This window comes from Stenotrophomonas sp. STEN013 (genome assembly GCF_056760355.1).
Map to the genome: position 1 here is coordinate 13,902 of NZ_JBRREO010000003.1, position 21,476 is coordinate 35,377.

The window sequence follows — 21,476 nt, forward strand, 5'->3', positions numbered from 1 at the left end:
GATGGCCAAAGCCACGTTGCTGCTGCCTGCGCGCAGCCGTTTCCCGGCCGGTACGCTGCCGGCACAGGTGGCTGCGGCATTGGGCCGTGCCGAGCGTTCGCCCGGTGCGGCCGGTGAGCTGGCGCAGCTGCGCCGGCATTTCAGTGCAATCCCGGTGGAGTGGTCGGCAGCGGCGCTGACCCGGGAGGTCGATGCGGGCGATGCGGCCGGTGGTTTCTGGTTGCGCGCCGATCCGGCCAATGTCGTGCCGGATATGCACGGCGCGCGGATGATGGCGGTGGCCGAGACGCTGCGACTGGAACAAGGCGACGTGGATGCTTTGCTGCCCGCGCTGCAGCCGTTGTTTGCCGGATTCGGTTTCCAGCTGGATGCGCCGTCGGCGTCACGCTGGTATCTGCGTCTGCCCGAGGACACGCCATTGCCCGCATTCGCCGCCCCCGAGGCGGTGCTGGGGGATGATCTGTTCGCGCACCTGCCCGACGGCGATCTTGGCCGGCGCTGGCGTGCCTTGCTGACCGAAGCGCAGGTGGTGCTGCACCAGCATCCGTGGAATGAAGCGCGGATCGCGCAGGGCAAACGGGCGGTCAACTCGCTGTGGTTCTGGGGCCCGGGCCGATTGCCCGATTCGGTGCGTACGTCGCACGCGCAGGTGCGCAGTCGCGACGCCTTGTTGCAGGGGCTGGCCAAGGCCGCCGGGGTGCGGCTTGGCGGCGAGCAGGCGGTGGATGCCCTGGTGGATCTGCGCCAGCTGCGCTCCCTGGAGCAGCTGGTCCGTGATGCGATCACTCCCTTGCTGGATGCGATGAAGCGCGGTGAGCTCGGCGAGCTGCTGCTGGACTTTGAGGATGGCGTCCGCTATCGCCTGACACGAGGACAGCGCTGGCACTTCTGGAAGAAGCCGGTCGCGACGCTGGCCGATGAGTGATGTGTTGAAGATCGTCCGGCGTGATCCGGCCCAGGCCGGGCACTGGGGTGACGGCACTCTGCCGCTGTTGCAGCGGCTCTATGCCGCGCGTGGCGCACTGTCTGCCGAGCAGGCGCAGCCGCGTCTGGCCCAGCTGCACGCGCCGGACCTGCTGGGCGGCATGCACAAGGCGGTCGAGTTGCTGGCTGCCGCCATCAGTGGCGACAGGCGCATTCTGGTTGTCGGCGATTTTGATTGTGACGGCGCGACTGCCTGTGCGGTCGGTGTGCGCGGGTTGCGCATGCTCGGTGCGCGCGACGTGGTACACGCCGTGCCCAATCGCATGCTGCACGGTTACGGGTTGTCGCCATCGCTGGTTGAGGAGCTCGTCGCGCTCAAGCCAGATCTGCTGGTGACCGTCGATCACGGTATCGCCTGTCATGCGGGTGTCCGTGCGGCCAAGGCGCTGGGCTGGCAGGTGCTGGTCACCGACCACCATCTGCCGGGCGAGCAGCTGCCGCCTGCCGATGCCATCGTCGACCCGAACGTGGACGGTGATGCATTCCCGAGCAAGGCATTGGCGGGGGTGGGCGTGATTTTCTATGTGCTGATGGCGCTGCGGCGGCATCTGCGCGAGGCGGGTGCGTTCGAGGCCCAGCCCGAACCGGATCTGTTGACCCTACTGGATCTGGTCGCGGTGGGTACCGTCGCCGACCTGGTGGTGCTCGATGACAACAATCGTGCTCTGGTTGCCGCTGGCCTGCGTCGCCTGCGCGCCGGCAAGGGAAGTGTCGGCCTGCGTGCACTGATCGACGCCAGTGGCCGGGATCCGCGGCGGCTGACCGCCAGCGACATCGGCTACGCCCTGGGGCCGCGCCTGAATGCGGCCGGCCGTCTGGAAGACATGGCACTTGGCATCGAGCTGTTGCTCACCGAAGACCCGGCGCAGGCCCGACAGATCGCCGCGATGCTGGAGGAGATCAATGCCGAGCGGCGCGCGGTGCAGCAGTTGATGACCGACGATGCCGAGCGTGCAGTGTCCAGGGCCCTGCTCGCGGACGATGGTCAGCGGCCGGTTGCGGCGTGCCTGTTCGATGCCGAGTGGCATCCGGGCGTGGTGGGGCTGGTCGCCTCGAAGATGAAAGACCGGCTGCACCGGCCGGTGATCGCTTTTGCGCCGGCCGAACCGGGGAGCGATGCCCTGCGGGGGTCGGCGCGCTCGATCAGCGGCTTCCATATCCGCGATGCGCTGGCAGCGATCAACGCCCGTCATCCCGGCTTGATGGACAAGTTTGGCGGTCACGCCATGGCGGCAGGATTGAGTTTGCCGCTGGCCCATCTGGAGCCCTTCAAGCGCGCCTTCGCGCAGCAGGTGCAAACCACGCTGGATCCGGCCTTGCTGCAACAGCAGCTGCTCAGTGATGGCGAGCTGTCAACCGCGGAGCTGGATTTCGCCCATGCCGAAGCGCTGCGACTGGCCGGTCCCTGGGGGCAGGGCTTTCCTGAGCCCCTGTTTGATGGTGTGTTCGAGGTGCTGGAGTGGCGCGTGCTGAAGGAGCGCCATCTGAAGCTGGTACTGCGCCAGCCGGGTAGCCCGGTACGTCTGAACGCGATCCAGTTCGGCGGTTGGGCCGGCAATGCGCCAAGCCAGCATCTGCATGTCGCCTATCGCCTGGCAAGTGATGACTACCGTGGGAGTCAGGCCATCCAGTTGATGGTCGAGCACGCCCAGCCGGCATGAGTGCCGTGCGTCCCGGCAGGAGCGGAAAAGAAGCCGGCATTGCGCCGGCTTCTGTGTGAACCGCCCGGCCGCGTTACTTGCGCCGTACCAGCAGCCGGTATCCGCCGCTGGCGCGGGAGTCGAAGCTGTGGGCCAGCAGTACATAGCGGCCAGCATCCAGCTCGATCTCCAGTGACGGATCAAGACTGGTGTCGCTGTCATCCTGCTGTGCGACCTCCTCGCCGTCGCGCATCAGGGTGATCAGGCCATCCAGGCCTGAAGTGCCGGTCATGCTGATCACGTACGTGCCCTTGCGCGGAATTTCCAGTGTGTACAGATCGCGGTTGCCCGGACGCAGCTGCCCCTGGGTTTCGCGGCCGATCGCCAGCTGCGGACGGATCGGACCGTCCGGTGCCGGCGCAGTGGAAGAGGCGAGCTGGAAAATGCCGCCGCGACCGTTCACCGAGCGCACCGAGACGGTGTACTCGCCCGGATCCAGCACCTGCGACAGGCGCGAGTTCACGCCGCCACCGCCGTCATCGTCGCTCAGGGTGATGTCGCCACCCTGCAGGGTCAGCACGGTGTCCAGCTCGCGGCTGCTGGCATCGAATTGCACGCGGCGGCGATCGGCAAGGTTGAAGGTGAAGCTGCGGGTTTCGTCGGCACTGACGAAACCGCTGGCCATGCCGTCGACCGGCAACGCCGAGCCGTCGGCGAATACCAGCCCTTCGGGGAAGTCGGCCCGTTCCACACCCAGATAGAGCGCGCCGGAGGCCTGCGAGAAGCCGCTGGCGGTCACCGTGTAGCGGCCCGGCTGCAGGGGGGCCACCAGGCGGGAGTTGAGCTGGTTGCCGCCGTCGTCATCTTCCAGGTTGACGCCATTGCCACTCAGTTCCATGCGGCTGTCGAACTCGCTGGATTCCAGGTCCAGGGTGTACAGCCCGGCCTGGTCGACTTCCAGGGTGTAGGTCTTGCTGCCGTTCTCCAGCCAGTCGGTGATGCGGCGGCCGGCGGTCAACGGCTTGCCGTCATAGGCCACGATCGGTTCGGCCGAGAGCTGGAAGGGACCGAATGCGCGCGAGTCGGCGCCACTGACGGCCACCAGATAGGGGCCGGCCTTGTCGGCGCGCACGCTCAGCCCTGCATTGCCGCGGTCGTCGGATTCGGAGCGCGCCACCAGCACATCACGGTGGAACACCGACAGTGCACCGTTGAGAGCGCCCTGCAGCTTCAGCGAAATCGCCTGGCCGGCGCCCAGCTGCAGCGAAAACAGCTGGCTGCGGGTGCCATCGCTGTAGTTGATCGGACTGGTGGAAGTGATCTCGCCAGACACATCGCCCTTGCTGGCGAGCGGACGGGCGGAGGGGGCCGCGTGGACGGGGGAGCTCATGGCGGTGGCAATGGCCAGAGACAGCAATCCTGCTGCAAATCGCTTCACTTGGACTTCCTTATGGGGAACATTGGGGAAACAGCGGTGTTCCAGCGGCATCGCCCAGGAGCCCTGGCGGCGCCGGAAATTTTTGACGTGGGGCGGCGACAACCAGCCGGCAGCAGCGCCGGCGGGTCATTGAATCCTCAGTCCACTTCTACTGCGGCAGCAGCATCAGCGGCGGCTGCTGCAGCCTCGGTGGCGGCATCCTTGCGGTTGCTGTTGGCCGGAGTGGTCACATCAGACCCCAAGTCGGTGGTTTCCAGTTCGAAAACACCTTGCTGGTTGCCGAAGCCGGTGACCGCGACGGTGTAGCGACCCGGGCCCAGCGGCAGCGACAGACGGGCATTGGTGCCGTTGCCGCCGTCGTCGTCCTCGGCGTCCACGCCCGGGCCGGTGACATGCAGTACCGAGTCGAAGCCATCGGCGATCGCATCGAACTGGATGTGCCTGGCGCTGTCCAGATTCAGAATGAAGGTGCGGCGGCCGCGCGAATCCATCATCGACTGCGCGGTCTGCCCGACAGTCAGCGCGGTGCCGTCACGTGTGACCAGGCCCTGGTCGGTGGCCGTCATCGCCACGCCGAGCTTGAACGAGCCGGTGCTTCCGTTCAGCGAGGAGGCGGCGATGGTGTAGTCGCCCGGCTCCAGATAGGCGCGGATGCGGGCATTGAGCTGGCCGCCGTTGTCGTCATCCTCCACTTCCACATTGCGCCCGTTCAGGCGCAGATAGGAGTCGAACGCGCTGGACTCCATGGTGACGGTGTACAGCCCGGCCTTGGCGACCGTGAGTTTGTATTCCTGCTTGTCGGTGCCGACCAGCCAGTCGGTGATGCGGCTGTCGGCGCCCAGCGGTTTGCCGTCATAGGGCACGACCGTGGCGGTCTTGAGCTTGAACGGACCGAAGCTGCTGGAACTGGCACTGTTGACGGCGATCAGATAGGTGCCGTCCCTGGGCGCGCGGAAGGCCAGGCCGACCGCGTCGGCGGAGTCTTCGCCTTCACCTTCGTAGCTGGCGGATGCGCTGGCGATCATGTTCTGCCCGTCGAACACCGCCAGCTGGCCATTGAGTGCGCCGCCCAGTTCCAGCGCTACCGCCTCACCGTTTTTCAGAGTCATCCTGTAGCCCTGGTGCCGGCTGCCGTCGTTGTAATTCAAACGGCTGGAGGAAGTGATTTCACCGGAGGTCGCATCGCCTACCGCCAGGGTGGGGGCGCTGTCGGCAGCGGCGCCGATACCGAGTTTTTGACATGCGGCCAGAGCCAGCGTCAGGGCGATGGCGGCAAAAATACGAGTGGGGCGGGTTTTCAAGCTGGAGTCCTTGATCATGCAGGCGGTGTCCGTTTCCCGCCGTGGGCGGGTCCATTCATGAATTCTAACGGCACCGCGTGCCGGATCCACGCAGCGCGTGAAACGGCGGGCGTGTCCGGCGCTGGCGAGGCCCCGCCGATGGTAGAATTCCCGCCTTGTCTGCCTGTTTGATAGACCGACCCATGATCGAACTGAATCCCATCCGCCAGCGAATCACCGATCTGACCGATCGCGTGGTCTCGCTCAGGGGGTATCTTTGACTACGACGTCAAGAAAGAGCGTCTTGAAGAAGTAACCCGCGAACTGGAAAACCCCGACATCTGGAACAATCCCGAGTACGCCCAGACCCTGGGCCGGGAGCGTTCGATGCTGGACAAGACCGTCAGCGGCATCGCCGCGGTGCTCGACGGCATGACCGATGCCACCGAGTTGCTGGAGCTTGCGGAAAGCGAGCAGGACGAGGACACCGCGCTGTCGGTGGTCGCCGACCTGGACAAGCATCAGGCCCACATCGAGAAGCTGGAGTTCCAGCGCATGTTCTCCGGGCAGATGGACAGCTGCAACGCGTTCGTCGACATCCAGGCGGGCGCGGGCGGTACCGAAGCCCAGGACTGGGCGGAAATCATGCTGCGCATGTACCTGCGCTGGTGCGAGTCGCGCGGTTGGAAGACCGAGCTGATGGAAGTGTCCGGCGGCGACGTGGCTGGCATCAAATCGGCCACGTTCCGGGTCGAAGGCGAGTTCGCCTACGGCTGGTTGAAGACCGAGATCGGCGTGCACCGGCTGGTGCGCAAGTCGCCGTTCGATTCGGACAACCGCCGGCACACCAGTTTCACCTCGGTGTTCGTGTCGCCCGAAGTCGATGACAACATCGAAATCGACATCAACCCCGCCGATCTGCGTACCGACGTGTATCGCTCTTCCGGCGCGGGTGGCCAGCACGTCAACAAGACCGAGTCGGCGGTGCGTATCACCCACATCCCGACCAATACGGTGGTCGCCTGCCAGACCGGTCGCAGCCAGCACCAGAACCGCGACACCGCGATGAAGATGCTGGCCGCCAAGCTCTATGAGCTGGAAGTGCAGAAGCGCAACAGCGAGCGTGACGCACTGGAAGCGACCAAGTCCGACATCGGCTGGGGCAGCCAGATCCGCAATTACGTGCTCGACCAGAGCCGTATCAAGGATCTGCGTACCGGTATCGAGCGGACCGACACGCAGAAGGTGCTGGATGGCGACCTGGATGAGTTCATCGAGGCCAGCCTGAAGTCCGGCCTGGAAGCGGGCGCCAAACGCAACGACGCGTAATCCGGAGTGGCCCGGCAGGGGCCCTCCATCGCTGTACAGTGCGGCGACACCCTCTGGTCGTCGCACTTTGTTCTCTCCCCCAAGTGAATACCAAAGCCATGAACGAACAGACTCCGGTAACGCCGCAGCCTCCCGTCGACGAGAACAGCCTCATCGCCGAGCGTCGCGCGAAACTCAAGGCGCTGCGCGGGCAGGGCATCGCGTACCCGAATGATTTCCGCCGCGAGGATTTCGCCGGCGCGCTGCAGGCCGAGTTTGCCGACGCCGAGACCTGGACCTCCGAGGCGCTGGAAGCCTCCGGTCGCACGGTGAAGATGGCCGGTCGCCTGATGGCCAAGCGGGTGATGGGCAAGGCCAGCTTTGCCCAGATCCAGGACGAGAGCGGTCGCATCCAGTTGTTCCTGCAGTCCACCGCGCTGGGCGATGCCTACGCCGCCTTCAAGGGCTGGGACGTGGGCGACATCATTGCCGTGGAAGGCGGCCTGACCCGTACCAAGACCGGCGAGTTGTCGGTCAAGGCCAATAGCATCCGCCTGCTGACAAAATCGCTGCGTCCGTTGCCGGACAAGTGGCATGGCCTGGCCGACGTGGAGCAGCGCTACCGTCAGCGCTACGTGGACCTGATCGTGACCCCGGAGTCGCGCGAGGTCTTCATCAAGCGCTCCAAGATCATCCGTGCGATGCGTGCCTGGCTGGACAGCCGCGACTTCCTGGAAGTCGAGACGCCGATGATGCATTACATCCCCGGCGGCGCCACGGCCAAGCCGTTCACCACCCATCACAACGCGCTGGATCTGGACTTGTACCTGCGTGTGGCACCGGAGCTGTACCTGAAGCGGCTGGTGGTCGGTGGCCTGGAGCGCGTGTACGAAATCAACCGCAACTTCCGCAACGAAGGCGTCAGCACCCGCCACAACCCGGAATTCACCATGATGGAGCTGTACGAGGCCTACGCCACGTACAACGAAGTGATGGACTTGACCGAAGGGGTGATCCGCGATGTCGCTCAGCAGGTGCTGGGCACCACCACCGTGGAGTGGGACGGAGCGAGCATCGATCTGGGCGCGCCGTTCCGTCGTTGGCGCATGGATGAGGCGGTGCGTCATCACAACCCGGAAATCAGCCTGGCCGATTGCACCGACCATGCGGCACTGCTGCGTCATTGCGAACGCCTCAAGCTCAAGGTCAAGCCGTCATATGGCTGGGGCCGGCTGTTGCTGGAGATCTTCGAGGCGACCGTCGAGCACACCCTGGTCCAGCCGACCTTCATCACCGATCATCCGATCGAAGTCTCGCCGCTGGCCCGCGCCAGCGATACCCGCCCCGGCTATACCGACCGCTTCGAGTTGTTCATCAATGGCAAGGAGCTGGCCAACGGCTTCTCCGAATTGAACGATCCCGAAGACCAGGCGGCGCGTTTCCAGGCGCAGGTGGAGGCGAAGGAGGGGGGCGACGACGAGGCCATGCATTACGACTCGGACTATATCCGTGCGCTGGAGTACGGCATGGCGCCGACCGGCGGCCTGGGCATCGGTATCGACCGACTGGTGATGCTGCTGACCGGCCGCAGCTCCATCCGCGACGTGTTGCTGTTCCCCTACATGCGCCCGGAAAACTGAGGCATTCCGCGGCAGGCATGGCGCCTGTCCATGGATATGGTCTAGTGTGACGGCCAGCGATAGCCGCTGGCCGTGCCGCTGGTGCGTATCTGTGATGTGGCATGTTGCACAGTGCGCGGGCCCGGTCGAATATGTTGCAGCGATCAGGCCGCACAGGGGCAGCGCGAAAATGGCGTGTGACATGCAGCAGGTAGCCCGCGATGCTTGCGAGGCTGCTCAACTTCCAGATCACAGCAGTTTCACCGGACACTACAACCACATGGGCTTGGATATCGTCATCGTCGATGACCAGACATCTGCGCGGACCATGCTTCGGCATGTGATTGAGGACATCGCATCCGAACTGCGGGTGCATGATTTTGCAGACCCGCTCAAAGCGCTGGCCTGGTGTGACACCCATGAGGCCGATCTGTTGCTGCTGGACTACCGCATGCCGGAGCTGGATGGGCTGGAGTTCGCCCGGCGCTTGCGGCGGCTCCCGCACAATCGCGATATTCCCATCGTTTTGATTACGGTGGTGGGTGATGAGCCGCTGCGCCAGGCGGCGCTGGAGGCCGGGGTGATCGATTTTCTGGTCAAGCCGATCCGCCCTCGTGAACTGAGGGCGCGTTGCCACAACCTTCTGCAGCTGCGCCAGCAAGGGCAGAGCGTGAAGCAGCGGGCGCTGTCGCTGGAGCAGCGGTTGCTGGCCAGCATGAACGAGGTCGAAGAGCGCGAGCGCGAAACCCTGTCGCGGCTGGCTCGGGCCATCGAATACCGCGATGCCGGCACCAGCGCCTATCTGGAGCGGATGTCGCATGTTGCCGGGCTGATCGCCGAGCAGCTCGGGCTGCCGCCCGAAGAGGCACGCGCCATCGAGATGGCGGCGCCGTTGCATGACATGGGCAAGATCGCCATTCCCGATGCCATCCTGCTCAAGGCCGGTAAGTTGGACGAGGCCGAAATGGCGGTCATGCGACGTCATCCCCGCATCGGCTACGAGCTGCTCAGTGGCAGCAACAGCCGCTTCATCCAGCTGGGAGCCACGATCGCGCTGCGCCACCACGAGCGTTTTGATGGCAGCGGCTATCCTGATGGCCTGGTCGGAGAGGCGATTCCTCTGGAAGCGCGGATCGTGGCGGTGGCCGACGTGTTCGATGCACTGATCTCGCCGCGGCCATACAAGGAGGCGTGGACGATGGATGCAACCCTGGCGTATCTGTACGCCCAGCGTGGGCGTCTGTTCTGCCCGCGCTGTGTCGATGCGTTGCTGCGCGCGCGCGAAGAGCTGGAACAGGTCTGCGCGCAGTATTCGTCCGCGTTCCCGAGACCGGAAGCCTGAGATGCGTGCGGTGTTCGCCGGGCTGAAGCGGCGGCTTTCGCAGCGCACCGACAGCGAGCACGCACAGGCGTTCGTGCGGATCGTGCTGATCGCGCTGATCCTGGCTTATGTGCTGTTGTCATCCCCGAGCTGGGGCTTGCCAGCGGGGCAGCTGCGGCTGGTGGTGACATTGATCCTGATCGCTCAGGGCCTGTCGCTGGTGCTGATGGGCTGGTTGCTGTGGCGTCCGGCGCGTTCGGATCTGCGCCGCATTCTCGGCATGGTCGATGACTATGCGCTGATGTCCATCGCGATGAGTGCGATCGGCGAACCGATGGCCCCCATCTATGTCGTGGTGATGTGGGTCACTGTTGGCAACGGTATGCGCTATGGCAACCGCTATCTGTGGCTTGCAGTGGCCATGGCGACACTCAGTTTCGGGGTGACGCTCACGCTGAGCGACTACTGGCAGCGCAATCTGGGGCTGGGTGTGGGGCTGCTGGTGGGATTGGCGGCAATCCCACTGTATTTCGCCAGTCTGTTGAAGCAGCTGACCGAGGCGATGGCAGAGGCCCGCCGCGCCAGTGATGCCAAAAGCCGGTTCCTGGCCAACATGAGCCATGAGTTCCGCACGCCGCTCAATGGTCTGTCGGGCATGACCGAACTGCTGGCCACCACGCGGCTGGATGATGAGCAGCGCGAGTGTCTGAACACGATCCAGGCATCGGCCAGCAGCCTGCTGGCGCTGGTGGAGGAGGTACTGGATATCTCGGCGATCGAGGCCGGAAAACTGCGCGTGGACGCGCGCGATTTCTCTTTGGCCGAGCTGATCCAGTCCATCGGCCTGATTCTCCAGCCTCAAGCGCGTGCCAAGCAGCTGGACTACCGGGTGTTCGTGGAAACCGGCGTACCCGATGGCCTGCACGGCGACGCTGCGCACCTGCGCCAGATCCTACTCAATCTTGCTGGCAATGCGGTGAAGTTCACCGACAGCGGCAGGGTTGAAATCCGGGTGTCGATGCGGGCGGCAGCGGGCGATCATGCACTGCGGATCCGTTTCGATGTTCTGGATACGGGCATTGGCGTGGCCCCGTCATTGCGCCCGCGCCTGTTCGAGCCGTTCGAGCAGGCGGACGTGTCCCTGGCCCGGCGCTATGAAGGGACCGGGCTGGGAACGGCCATCGCCAAGGGATTGACGCAGACGTTGGGAGGTGAGATCGGCTACCAGGACAACCCGGGCGGCGGCAGCTGCTTCTGGGTGGAAGTGCCGCTTGTCCCGGCGCAGGCCGGGGGCGTCGCGCGTGCGCCGGTCGCGTTGGATAGCCCGGAGGCCATCGCCGAGGCGTTCCCCAATGTCATCTCGTTTTCCGACCCGTTCCGGCGCCATCGGGCACGGGTTCCCAGCCTGCAGGTGCTGGTGGCCGATGACCACGAGGCCAACCGGATGGTGCTGCAGCGCATGCTGCAGAAAGCCGGTCATCGCGTGCAGTGCGTCAACGGTGCCGAGGCGGTCCTTGATCTGCTCACCGAGTGTGAGTTCGATGTGGTGATTGTCGATCTGCACATGCCCGGCATGAGTGGTCTGGACATGCTCAGGCAGCTGCGTGTGATGCAGGCCGGTGGTGGACCGCGCACCCCGGTCGTGATCCTCAGTGCCGATGTGACCCCGGATGCGATCCAGCGCTGTACGCAGGCTGGTGCGCACACGTTCATGGCCAAGCCGGTGGTAGCGGCCAAACTGCTGGAAACCCTGGCAATCATCGCAGGCGAAGGTGACACGCGCAGCCCGGCGACCCGCACCGTCATCGAAGCGCCGGTGACCGGCGATGACGTGTTGAACCCGGATGTGCTGGATGAGCTGGCGGCGCTGGGCCTGGGCGAAGGCTTCGAGCGCGAGTTCATACGCCAGTGCATGACCGATCTTGTCACCTGCAGCGATGCGGTGGGGGCAGCCAGCGAGCAAGGTGACTGGGAGCGTATGCGCGAGCAGGCCCATGCGGTGAAGGGCGTGGCCGGCAATCTGGGCCTGACCCGGGTGGCAGCGCTGGGCGGCGAGCTGATGGCGATGGCCGACTGGCAGTTGCGCAGTGAAGGCGCACAGTGCCTGCCCCGTCTCCAGGCGGCGCTGCTGGAGGGGCGGCAGGCATTGGATGCGCGCGCGGCACGGCGCACGCACCCCCAGGGTGATGAAACCGCAGGCTGATCAGCGTGCGGTCTGCCCGCTGCGGCGGGTCTGTGCCTTGACCAGGCGGTCCATGGTGCGCAGCGACTTCTCGTCCAGCGCCAGCGCGGCCTCGACCCAGACCTTGGTGATGTCCAGCAATTCCTGGTAGCTGACCGCGTGGGAAATGCCGCGCACGGCATTCATTGCCAGACAGGAATGGGGGATGCGCTGCTGCTGGCGGATCAGGTCGTTGACCGCTTGCTCGCCTTGTCCGCGCGGTACCAGGATGTCGACCACGCCCATGGCGTGCATATCTTCGGCCGTATAGACGCGGCCTTCCAGAATGATGCGCTCGGCCAGTTGCGGCGATACCCGGCGGCTGAGGAAGTTGTAGGCGCCCATGCCCGGGAACAGCCCGAACAGCACTTCCGGCAGGCCCATGCCGACACCTTCCTCGGCCACGATGGTGTGGCACGACAGGGCCATCTCCAGCCCGCCACCAAGCGCGTCACCCTGCAGCAGGGCGATGGTGCGGAAGTCGCCATTGAGGCCACGGTCGAAACGGTGGACGCCATCGATGCAGCTGCGGGCGTAGCGCAGCAGGCCCTCGGCATCACGGGCCCGGATCAAGGCTGAGAACACATCCAGATCGCCGCCGAGGTTGAAGGCATCGGCATCGGAAGCCAGTACCAGGTGCTGCAGCCGGCGCGGCTCCCCCGGCTGCTTGGTGCTGATGCTGTCCAGGAAGGCGTGCATGTCCGTCATCAGGGGCTTGCGGAAACACGGGCGTACGCCCGGTGCGGCATCGGCGTGCATGTGCAGCCAATGCACGCTGCGGGTGGCATCGCTGCGGGTGCGGACGGTGGCGTAGGAGGGGGTTGCAGGCAGCAGTTCGATCAGGCTCATGGCTTGGTCCTTTGCAAAGGCCCGCTGAAGGGGACGTGGGCGGCGGGCGAAACGCTGGCACGTGGCGATGCTACACGGGCTTTGACAACCGTAAATGCGAAGGGCCCCTCCGTTTCCGGAGAGGCCCTGTCCTGTTCGCTCGATTTCGCCTGGTTCAGGTGCTCGCTGGCGCATCCCGCAATTCGCGGCGCAGGATCTTGCCGACGTTGGTCTTGGGCAGCTCCTTGCGGAACTCGACGATGCGCGGATGCTTGTAGCCGGTCAGGTTGGCGCGGGCGAATTCCTTGACCTGTTCCTCGGTCAGGTTCGGATCCTTCTTGACGATGACCACTTTCACCGCTTCGCCGGACTTCTCGTTGGGCACGCCGACTGCAGCAACCTCCAGCACCCCGGGCATCATGGCGATCACGTCCTCGATCTCGTTCGGATACACGTTGAAGCCGGAGACCAGGATCATGTCCTTCTTGCGATCGACGATATAGAAGAAGCCCTTCTCGTCCATGCGAGCCATGTCACCGGTATGCAGCCAGCCATCGGCATCGATGGCCTGGTCGGTTTCATCCTGGCGATGCCAGTAGCCCTTCATCACCTGCGGGCCGCGAATGCACAGTTCGCCCACTTCGCCGACCTGAACCTGCTGGCCGTCGTCGTTCTTCACGCAGGCGTCGGTGGAGGGGATCGGCAGGCCGATCGAGCCGTTGTATTCCTTCAGATCCAGCGGGTTGATACAGGCGGCCGGCGAGGTCTCGGTCAGGCCGTAGGCCTCGATCAGCGTCACCCCGGTGGTCTTCTTCCAGCGTTCGGCGACCGAACGCTGCACGGCCATGCCGCCGCCGAGCGTGACCTTGAGGCCGGAGAAGTCGACCTCGTCAAACCCGGGGGTGTTGAGCAGGCCGTTGAACAGCGTGTTGACGCCGGTGATGGCGGTGAAGCGGTTGTTCTTGAGCTCTTTGACGAAGCCCTTCATGTCGCGCGGGTTGGTGATCAGGTAGTTCAGCGCGCCGATCTTCATGAAAACCAGGCCGTTCGCCGTCAATGCGAAGATATGGTAGAGGGGCAGCGCGGTGATGATCACTTCCTTGCCCGGCTCCACGCCGGAGCCGCTGATCCATGCCGAGGCCTGCTGCATGTTCGCCACCAGATTGCGGTGGGTGAGCATGGCGCCCTTGGCCACGCCCGTGGTGCCGCCGGTGTACTGCAGGAACGCGATGTCGTCGTGGTCGATGTCCACGGCCGGCAGCCGGTGGCGTTTGCCCAGCGCCAGTGCCTCCTTGAAGCGGATCGCGCCGTGCAGGCGGTAATCCGGGACCATCTTCTTCACGTACTTCAGCACGAAGTTGACTATCGCGCCCTTCGGGAAGCCGAGCAGGTCGCCCAGCCCGGTGGTGATCACCTGCTTGACCGGTGTATCGGCGATCACCTGCTGCACGGTGTCGCCAAAATTGTCCACCACCACCAGCGCCACCACACCGGCGTCGACCAGCTGGTGCTTCAGTTCGCGGGGGGTGTAGAGCGGATTGACGTTCACCACGGTAAGGCCGGCGCGCAGGATGCCGAAAGTGGCAATCGGATACTGCAGGCAGTTGGGCATCATCACCGCGACGCGATCACCTTTCTTGAGCTGCAGCTCGCCCAGCAGATAGGCCGCGAACTGGCTGACCAGCGCATCGGTTTCGCCGTAGGTCAGCGTCTTGCCGAAGTTGGAGTAGGCGGGGCGATCACGGAACTTGGCCACAGACGTATCGAATACTGCCGCAACGGAGCGGAACTCGTTGACGTCGATCTCGGCCGGTACACCAGCCGGGTAACTTTGCAGCCAGGGACGTTCCTGATTCATCTTCCCCTCCAGGAAATGGATGTGGTCTAGTTGGACATCGACCGGCCGTCAGCGATACAGGCCGTTGTCGGCAGCATACCGTCCAGAATGGAAAAGGCGAAGGGAGATATGGCCCGAACGGCCCCGAATTACCTGCTTTGTGTCTTGATTTTGCTTTTACTGGCCGCCTGCAAGGCGGCGCCTCCCGAGCAGCGGCTGCGCCAGACGGTTGCCGCGATGCAGGAAGCGGTGGAGCAGGGGGCGCCTGCGGACTTCATGGCGTCCGTTTCGGCCGACTTCGTCGGCAACGAGGGTCTGGACCGCGCAGGGCTGGAGCGGCTGCTCAAGGCGCAGCTGCTGCTGAACCACCGGGTGACGGTGCAGACCGGCCCGGTCACGGTGGCGATGGGCGAAGACATGCGCACTGCCACGGTGCGTTTCACGGTGCTGATGGTCGGTGGCAGCGGGCGCTTCCTGCCCGAGCGCGGCGAAATGCAGGAGGTGGTCAGCGGCTGGCGCGATGAGGATGGCCGCTGGCAGGTGTATAGCGCTTCGTGGAAGAGGGCAGGTGAGCCGGAGCTTTAAGCCGGGCAGCACCGTGTCGCCCCAGGCCTCCTCCGCGCCTGGGCAGGAAGCGCCCTTGTCCGGGCGCTTCCTGCCAAGATCAGGCCGCTTTCTTCGCGGCCAGCTGGCGTAGCACGTATTGCAGCAGACCGCCGTTGCGGAAGTACTCCACCTCCTTGGGCGTCAACAGCAGCACGTTGGCAGTGAACGTGCTGGTACTGCCGTCGGCCCTGGTCGCGGTGACCGTCGCGGTCTTGGCCTTGCCGTCGTCCAGCCCGGTCACATCGAACACCTCCGAGCCCTCCAGGCCCAGACTCTGTGCGTTCTGGCCGTCACGGAACTGCAGCGGCAGCACGCCCATGCCGACCAGGTTGGAGCGGTGGATGCGCTCGAAGCTCTCGGCGATCACCGCCTTGACACCCAGCAGGTTGGTGCCCTTGGCCGCCCAGTCGCGCGAGGAGCCGGTGCCGTATTCCTTGCCGGCCAGCACCACCAGCGGCACGCCATCGGCTTTGTACTTCATCGCCGCATCGTAGATCGCCAGTTTCTCGCCGCTCTGGCTGCCCGGGGCGTAATACAGGGTGTTGCCGCCTTCCTCGCCGCCAAACATCAGGTTCTTGATGCGGATGTTGGCGAAGGTGCCGCGGACCATCACATCGTCGTTGCCGCGGCGGCTGCCGTAGCTGTTGAAGTCCACCGGCTGCACGCCGCGCGACTGCAGGAAGCGGCCGGCTGGCGAGTCCTTCTTGATGTTGCCGGCCGGGGAGATGTGGTCGGTGGTGATCGAATCGCCAAACAGGCCCAGTACGCGCGCGCCGTGGATGTCGGCGATGTTGCCGACCTGCATGGTCATGCCATCGAAGTAGGGCGGGTTCTTGATATAGGTGGAGTCCGAATTCCACTGATAGGCCTGGCCTTCCGGCGAGGCGATCTGCGCCCAGCGGCTGTCGCCCTTGAACACGTTGGCGTAGTTCTGCTTGAACATCTCCGGGCCGACGGTGGCGGCGATGGTGTCGCCGATTTCCTTGTTGCTGGGCCAGATGTCACGCAGGTACACATCCTTGCCATCGCTGCCCTTGCCCAGTGGCTGGGTGGTCAGGTCGATGTTGACCGTGCCGGCGATGGCATAGGCGACCACCAGCGGCGGCGAGGCCAGATAGTTGGCCTTCACTTCCGGATGCACGCGGCCTTCAAAGTTGCGGTTGCCCGACAGCACCGAGGCCACCACCAGCTCGTTCTGGCCGATGCCCACGGATACCGCTTCGGGCAGTGGGCCGGAGTTGCCGATGCAGGTGGTGCAGCCATAGCCGACCACGTAGAAGCCGAGTTTCTCCAGATCGGCCAGGACGCCCGCCTTTTCAAGATAGTCGGTGACCACCCGCGAGCCGGGTCCGAGCGAGGTCTTCACCCATGGCTTGGCCTTCAGGCCCAGGCGCGCGGCATTGCGGGCCAGCAGCCCGGCACCGAGCATCACCGCCGGATTGGAGGTGTTGGTGCACGAGGTGATCGCGGCGATCACCACCGAGCCGTCGCACAGCTCGGCGTCCTCATCGTTGATGCGGATCTTCGAGATGGGTTTGGCAGCCAGGTGGGTGGCCTGCGGCTGGGCGCCGCCTTCCTCCTTGAAGTCTTCCACCGCGCAACCGACCCGGGGTTTGCGGTGGGCGATCAGGCCCTTCAGCGCTTCGGCGAAATTGCTGTGCACGTCCTCCAGCAGTACGCGATCCTGCGGACGCTTGGGCCCGGCCAGCGACGGCTTCACCTCGGCCATGTCCAGTTCCAAGGTGGCGCTGTACTGCGCAGGCGCGCTGCCGGCGTCATGCCACAGCCCCTGCGCTTTGGCGTAGGTCTCCACCAGGGCGATCTGTGCCTCGCTGCGGCCGGACAGGCGCAGGTAATTCAACGATTCGGCATCGATCGGGAAAATGCCGCAGGTGGCGCCGTACTCCGGGGCCATGTTGGCGATGGTGGCGCGATCGGCCAGCGGCAGGTGCTGCAGGCCGTCGCCGTAGAACTCGACGAACTTGCCGACCACGCCAAACTTGCGCAGCATCTGGGTAACGGTCAGCACCAGGTCGGTGGCGGTGGCGCCTTCGGGCAGTTTGCCGGTCAGTTTGAAGCCCACCACCTGCGGGATCAGCATCGAGGAGGGCTGGCCGAGCATCGCCGCCTCGGCTTCGATGCCGCCCACGCCCCAGCCCAGCACGCCGATGCCGTTGATCATGGTGGTGTGCGAATCGGTGCCGAACACGGTGTCCGGGAATGCCCAGCGGGTGCCGTCGATCTCGCGCTCCATCACCACGCGGGCCAGGTTCTCCAGATTCACCTGGTGGACGATGCCGGTGTTGGGGGGCACCACCTTGAAGTTCTCGAAGGCCTTCTGGCCCCAGCGCAGGAAGCTGTAGCGCTCGCGGTTGCGCTCGAATTCGATCTTGCCGTTGAGGTCCAGCGCATCCGGACGGCCGAACACGTCCACCTGTACCGAATGGTCGATGACCAGCTCGGAGGGGATCAGCGGGTTGATCTGCTCGGCGTTGCCGCCCAGCCGGGTCACCGCATCGCGCATGGCGGCAAGGTCGACCACGCATGGCACGCCGGTGAAGTCCTGCAGCACCACACGAGCCGGCATGAAGGCGATTTCGGTGTCCGGTTCCGCCGTCGGCTTCCATTTCGCCACCGCTTCGATGTGCTCCGGCCCTACGGTCTGGCCGCCGTCCTCGTGCCTGAGCAGGTTCTCCAGCAGGATCTTCATCGAATAGGGCAGGTGGGAGATGTCGAACTTCCGGCCGAGCGTGGGCAGGCTGCAGTAGGTGTAACGCTGACCGCCAACCTCCAGCTCGCTGCGGGTGGAGAATGAGTCGTTCATTGGGCTTGCTCCTTGTTGCATGCAGATGGCTTGCCGCGGCAGGGCCGCGCGGGCGTTCCGGGCCGGCGCCCGGTGATGTGAATGCGTACCCGAGTATGGCCGAAGCCGGATTGGGCGGGCGCTGCCAGCCGCCGCAGTCTAGGCAGGGCCATGTTGCGGCCATGTAACGGCGCCCAGCGCGACATCCGGCCGCAACGGACCGGGACGGTAGCGGGTCGATTGGGGTATGCCGGTCAAAGTATGTATAATTCATGCATACTTTGCTGGAGGTCCCATGGAAGCCACCGTAGCTGAACGCGGGCAGATCACCCTGCCCAAGGCGGTACGCGATGCACTGGGCCTGACCAAGGGCACCCAGTTGAAGGTCGAGCTGGACGGCAGCCGCATCATCCTGCGCAAAAGCGTGGACGACGCCATTTCCCGCGCGCGTGGCAAGTTCGCGCTGGACGGATTTGAATCGGCCGAGCAGGCGGTGCGCACCGTCCGCGACGAGACGGACGGCGCATGATCGCCGTCGACTCCCCGGTCCTGATCGAACTGCTCAGCGACGGCCCGCGTGCCGACGCGGTGGAGGCCTGCCTGCGGCAGGCGCTGGTCGGTGGCCGGGTGGTCATCTGCGGGACAACCCTCGCCGAGATCTGCGCCTCGTTGCGTGGCGGTGCCGAGGTGCAGGAAGCGCTGGAGGAAATGGGCGTCCATTTCAACGCGCTGGAAGCCAAATCCGCGCTGCGCGCCGGCGAGATGCACCGCCGCCACCGGCAGCGCAGCGGCGATACCCGCCGCATCGACGATTTCATGGTCGGTGCCCATGCCCTGTTGCAGTGCGACGGGCTGATCACCTGGAACGACACGTTTTACCGCGATTACTTCAAGGGCTTGAAGCTGATCGTGCCGCAAGCCTGATCCCATCCATTCTCAAACCGTACCCCCGGGAGTTGTCATGTTGGAAGCCTACCGCCACCACGTAGCCGAGCGCGCCGCGCTTGGCATCCCGCCGCTGCCGCTGACCGCACAGCAGACGGCCGACGTCATCGAGCTGCTGAAGAACCCGCCCGCCGGCGAGGCCGAGTTCCTGCTGGACCTGATCACCCACCGCGTGCCGGCCGGCGTCGATGATGCCGCCAAGGTCAAGGCCTCGTACCTGGCCGCCGTTGCCTTCGGCACCGAGACCAATGCGCTGATCAGCCGTGCGCGCGCCACCGAACTGCTGGGCACCATGCTTGGCGGTTACAACGTCGCCCCGTTGATCCAGCTGCTGGACGATGCCGAAGTCGGCGCCATTGCCGCCAATGCGCTCAAGCACACCCTGCTGGTGTTCGATGCGTTCCATGACGTGCAGGAAAAGGCCAAGGCAGGCAACGCCAACGCCCAGTCCGTGCTGCAGAGCTGGGCCGATGCCGAGTGGTTCACTTCCAAGCCGGAAGTGCCGCAGAGCCTGACCATCACCGTGTTCAAGGTGCCGGGCGAAACCAACACCGACGACCTGTCGCCGGCACCGGACGCCACCACCCGCCCGGACATCCCGCTGCACGCGCTGGCGATGCTGAAGAACAAGCGTCCCGACGCGCCGTTCGTGCCCGAGGAAGACGGCAAGCGCGGCCCGATCCAGGAAATCCTGTCGCTGAAGGAAAAGGGCAACCTGGTCGCCTACGTCGGTGACGTGGTCGGTACCGGCTCCAGCCGCAAGTCCGCCACCAACTCGGTGCTGTGGTTCACCGGCGAAGACATCCCCTTCATCCCGAACAAGCGCTTCGGCGGCGTGTGCCTGGGTTCGAAGATCGCCCCGATCTTCTACAACACCATGGAAGACGCCGGCGCGCTGCCGATCGAGCTGGACGTGTCGCAGATGAACCACGGCGATGTGGTCGAGCTGCGTCCGTACGACGGCAAGGCGCTGAAGAACGGCGAAGTCATCGCCGAGTTCCAGGTCAAGAGCGACGTGCTGTTCGACGAAGTGCGCGCCGGTGGCCGTATTCCGCTGATCATCGGCCGCGGCCTGACCGCCAAGGCGCGTGAAGCGCTGGGCCTGCCGGTCACCGACCTGTTCCGCCAGCCGACCGCACCGGTCGATACCGGCAAGGGCTTCAGCCTGGCGCAGAAGATGGTCGGCCGCGCCTGCGGTCTGCCGGAAGGCCAGGGCGTGCGTCCGGGTGCCTACTGCGAACCGAAGATGACCACCGTCGGCTCGCAGGACACCACCGGCCCGATGACCCGTGACGAACTGAAGGACCTGGCCTGCCTGGGCTTCTCGGCCGACCTGGTGATGCAGTCGTTCTGCCACACCGCCGCCTATCCGAAGCCGGTGGACGTGAAGACCCACCACACCCTGCCGGAGTTCATCTCCACCCGTGGCGGCGTCTCGCTGCGTCCGGGCGACGGCATCATCCACTCGTGGTTGAACCGCATGCTGCTGCCCGACACCGTCGGCACCGGTGGCGACTCGCACACCCGCTTCCCGATCGGCATCTCGTTCCCGGCCGGTTCCGGCCTGGTCGCGTTCGCCGCAGCCACCGGCGTGATGCCGCTGGACATGCCCGAGTCGGTGCTGGTCCGCTTCAAGGGCAAGATGCAGCCGGGCGTGACCTTGCGTGATCTGGTCCACGCGATCCCGCTGTATGCGATCAAGCAGGGCCTGCTGACCGTTGCCAAGCAGGGCAAGAAGAACATCTTCTCCGGCCGCATCCTGGAAATCGAAGGCCTGTCGGATCTGAAGATCGAGCAGGCGTTCGAGCTGGCTGACGCCTCGGCCGAGCGTTCGGCCGCCGGTTGCGCGGTCAAGCTGGACAAGGCCCCGATCATCGAATACCTGACCAGCAACATCACCCTGTTGAAGTGGATGATTGCCGAAGGTTATGCCGATGCCCGCACCCTGGCGCGCCGCATTGAGAAGATGGAAGCCTGGCTGGCCGACCCGCAGCTGCTGGAAGCCGATGCCGATGCCGAGTACGCCGCGGTCATCGAGATCGACCTGGCCGAAATCGTCGAGCCGATCGTCTGCTGCCCGAACGATCCGGACGATGCCAAGACCCTGTCGGACGTGGCCGGCGCGCAGATCGACGAAGTGTTCATCGGTTCGTGCATGACCAACATCGGCCACTTCCGTGCCGCGGCCAAGCTGCTGGAAGGCAAGCGCGACATCCCGACCCGTCTGTGGATCGCTCCGCCGACCAAGATGGATGCCGCCGAGCTGACCAAGGAAGGCCACTACGGCACCTTCGGCGCCGCCGGTGCCCGCATGGAAATGCCGGGCTGCTCGCTGTGCATGGGCAACCAGGCGCAGATCCGTGAAGGCTCCACCGCGATGTCGACCTCGACCCGCAACTTCCCGAACCGCCTGGGCCGCAACACCAACGTGTACCTGGGTTCGGCCGAGCTGGCCGCGATCTGCTCGCGTCTGGGTCGCATCCCGACCCGTGAGGAGTACATGGAAGCGGCCGGTGTGCTGGCCGGTGCCGGCGATTCGATCTACCGCTACATGAACTTCGACCAGATCCAGGAATACCAGGACGTGGCCGACACCGTCACCGCCTGACACTGACGGTTGAGCAACAGAAGAAAGCCCGGCGATCG

The 21,476-nt window shown here is 65.1% G+C and carries 15 protein-coding genes; 10 read left to right on the forward strand and 5 right to left on the reverse strand.

Annotation, left to right across the window (positions count from 1 at the left end; all coding sequences use genetic code 11):
• The first annotated feature begins 1 nt into the window (after nucleotide 1).
• Nucleotides 2-925: a phosphoglycerate mutase gene (locus ACVOMH_RS07935; RefSeq protein WP_481551595.1), complete on the forward strand. Its 924-nt coding sequence runs from the start codon at nucleotides 2-4 to the stop codon at nucleotides 923-925.
• Nucleotides 918-2,645 carry a single-stranded-DNA-specific exonuclease RecJ gene (gene recJ, locus ACVOMH_RS07940; RefSeq protein ID WP_481551596.1) on the forward strand — a complete coding sequence of 576 codons (1,728 nt, stop codon included), beginning with the start codon at nucleotides 918-920 and terminating at the stop codon, nucleotides 2,643-2,645. Before ACVOMH_RS07935 ends, recJ begins: the two co-directional genes overlap by 8 nt.
• A gap of 73 nt (nucleotides 2,646-2,718) precedes the next feature.
• Here recJ and ACVOMH_RS07945 read toward each other — a convergent pair whose 3' ends face one another.
• Complete coding sequence (locus ACVOMH_RS07945; RefSeq protein ID WP_481551597.1) at nucleotides 2,719-4,062, reverse strand: hypothetical protein; 1,344 nt, start codon at nucleotides 4,060-4,062, stop codon at nucleotides 2,719-2,721.
• A gap of 137 nt (nucleotides 4,063-4,199) precedes the next feature.
• Nucleotides 4,200-5,381 (reverse strand): ABC transporter substrate-binding protein, encoded by a 1,182-nt coding sequence (locus ACVOMH_RS07950; RefSeq protein WP_481551598.1) that lies wholly within the window; start codon nucleotides 5,379-5,381, stop codon nucleotides 4,200-4,202.
• Nucleotides 5,382-5,545: 164 nt separating this feature from the next.
• Here ACVOMH_RS07950 and prfB point away from each other — a divergent pair.
• The 4 genes from prfB to ACVOMH_RS07970 all read left to right on the forward strand — a co-directional run bounded on the left by prfB (nucleotide 5,546) and on the right by ACVOMH_RS07970 (nucleotide 11,793).
• Nucleotides 5,546-6,671, forward strand: a protein-coding gene (gene prfB, locus ACVOMH_RS07955; RefSeq protein WP_096144979.1) for a peptide chain release factor 2 whose coding sequence is annotated in 2 segments (ribosomal slippage) — nucleotides 5,546-5,620 and nucleotides 5,622-6,671 — 1,125 coding nt in all. Because the reading frame shifts where the segments join, the coding sequence is not laid out codon by codon here.
• Nucleotides 6,672-6,769: 98 nt separating this feature from the next.
• A complete protein-coding gene (gene lysS / locus ACVOMH_RS07960; RefSeq protein ID WP_481551599.1) occupies nucleotides 6,770-8,290 on the forward strand; it encodes a lysine--tRNA ligase in 1,521 nt (506 codons plus the stop codon).
• A gap of 259 nt (nucleotides 8,291-8,549) precedes the next feature.
• Nucleotides 8,550-9,611 carry a cyclic di-GMP phosphodiesterase response regulator RpfG gene (gene rpfG / locus ACVOMH_RS07965; RefSeq protein WP_425478280.1) on the forward strand — a complete coding sequence of 354 codons (1,062 nt, stop codon included), beginning with the start codon at nucleotides 8,550-8,552 and terminating at the stop codon, nucleotides 9,609-9,611.
• Nucleotide 9,612: 1 nt separating this feature from the next.
• Nucleotides 9,613-11,793: a response regulator gene (locus tag ACVOMH_RS07970; RefSeq protein ID WP_481551600.1), complete on the forward strand. Its 2,181-nt coding sequence runs from the start codon at nucleotides 9,613-9,615 to the stop codon at nucleotides 11,791-11,793.
• Here the strand turns inward: ACVOMH_RS07970 and ACVOMH_RS07975 are convergent, their stop codons facing one another.
• A complete protein-coding gene (locus ACVOMH_RS07975) occupies nucleotides 11,794-12,660 on the reverse strand; it encodes a crotonase/enoyl-CoA hydratase family protein (protein WP_481551601.1) in 867 nt (288 codons plus the stop codon).
• A 154-nt stretch (nucleotides 12,661-12,814) separates the two neighbouring features.
• The gene (gene rpfB / locus ACVOMH_RS07980; RefSeq protein WP_057506478.1) at nucleotides 12,815-14,497 is read right to left on the reverse strand and encodes a fatty acyl-CoA ligase RpfB; all 1,683 of its coding nucleotides are present in this window, start codon (nucleotides 14,495-14,497) and stop codon (nucleotides 12,815-12,817) included.
• A 144-nt stretch (nucleotides 14,498-14,641) separates the two neighbouring features.
• Here rpfB and ACVOMH_RS07985 point away from each other — a divergent pair, with 144 nt between their 5' ends.
• Nucleotides 14,642-15,061, forward strand: coding sequence for a Cif family virulence factor (locus tag ACVOMH_RS07985; protein ID WP_481551602.1), 420 nt, complete (start codon nucleotides 14,642-14,644; stop codon nucleotides 15,059-15,061).
• Between the two features lie 79 nt (nucleotides 15,062-15,140).
• On the opposite strand, the gene acnA is transcribed toward ACVOMH_RS07985, so the two are convergent.
• A complete protein-coding gene (gene acnA / locus ACVOMH_RS07990; protein ID WP_481551603.1) occupies nucleotides 15,141-17,906 on the reverse strand; it encodes an aconitate hydratase AcnA in 2,766 nt (921 codons plus the stop codon).
• A 274-nt stretch (nucleotides 17,907-18,180) separates the two neighbouring features.
• Here acnA and ACVOMH_RS07995 point away from each other — a divergent pair, with 274 nt between their 5' ends.
• Genes ACVOMH_RS07995 through acnB form a run of 3 tightly spaced genes read left to right on the forward strand, consistent with a single transcriptional unit; the run spans nucleotide 18,181 to nucleotide 21,438 of the window.
• Nucleotides 18,181-18,414 (forward strand): AbrB/MazE/SpoVT family DNA-binding domain-containing protein, encoded by a 234-nt coding sequence (locus ACVOMH_RS07995; RefSeq protein ID WP_054656740.1) that lies wholly within the window; start codon nucleotides 18,181-18,183, stop codon nucleotides 18,412-18,414.
• Nucleotides 18,411-18,809: a type II toxin-antitoxin system VapC family toxin gene (locus tag ACVOMH_RS08000; protein WP_054656741.1), complete on the forward strand. Its 399-nt coding sequence runs from the start codon at nucleotides 18,411-18,413 to the stop codon at nucleotides 18,807-18,809. Before ACVOMH_RS07995 ends, ACVOMH_RS08000 begins: the two co-directional genes overlap by 4 nt.
• Nucleotides 18,810-18,846: 37 nt before the next feature.
• Nucleotides 18,847-21,438, forward strand: a complete 2,592-nt coding sequence (acnB, locus tag ACVOMH_RS08005) for a bifunctional aconitate hydratase 2/2-methylisocitrate dehydratase (protein WP_481523786.1) — start codon at nucleotides 18,847-18,849, stop codon at nucleotides 21,436-21,438.
• Nucleotides 21,439-21,476: the final 38 nt, after the last annotated feature.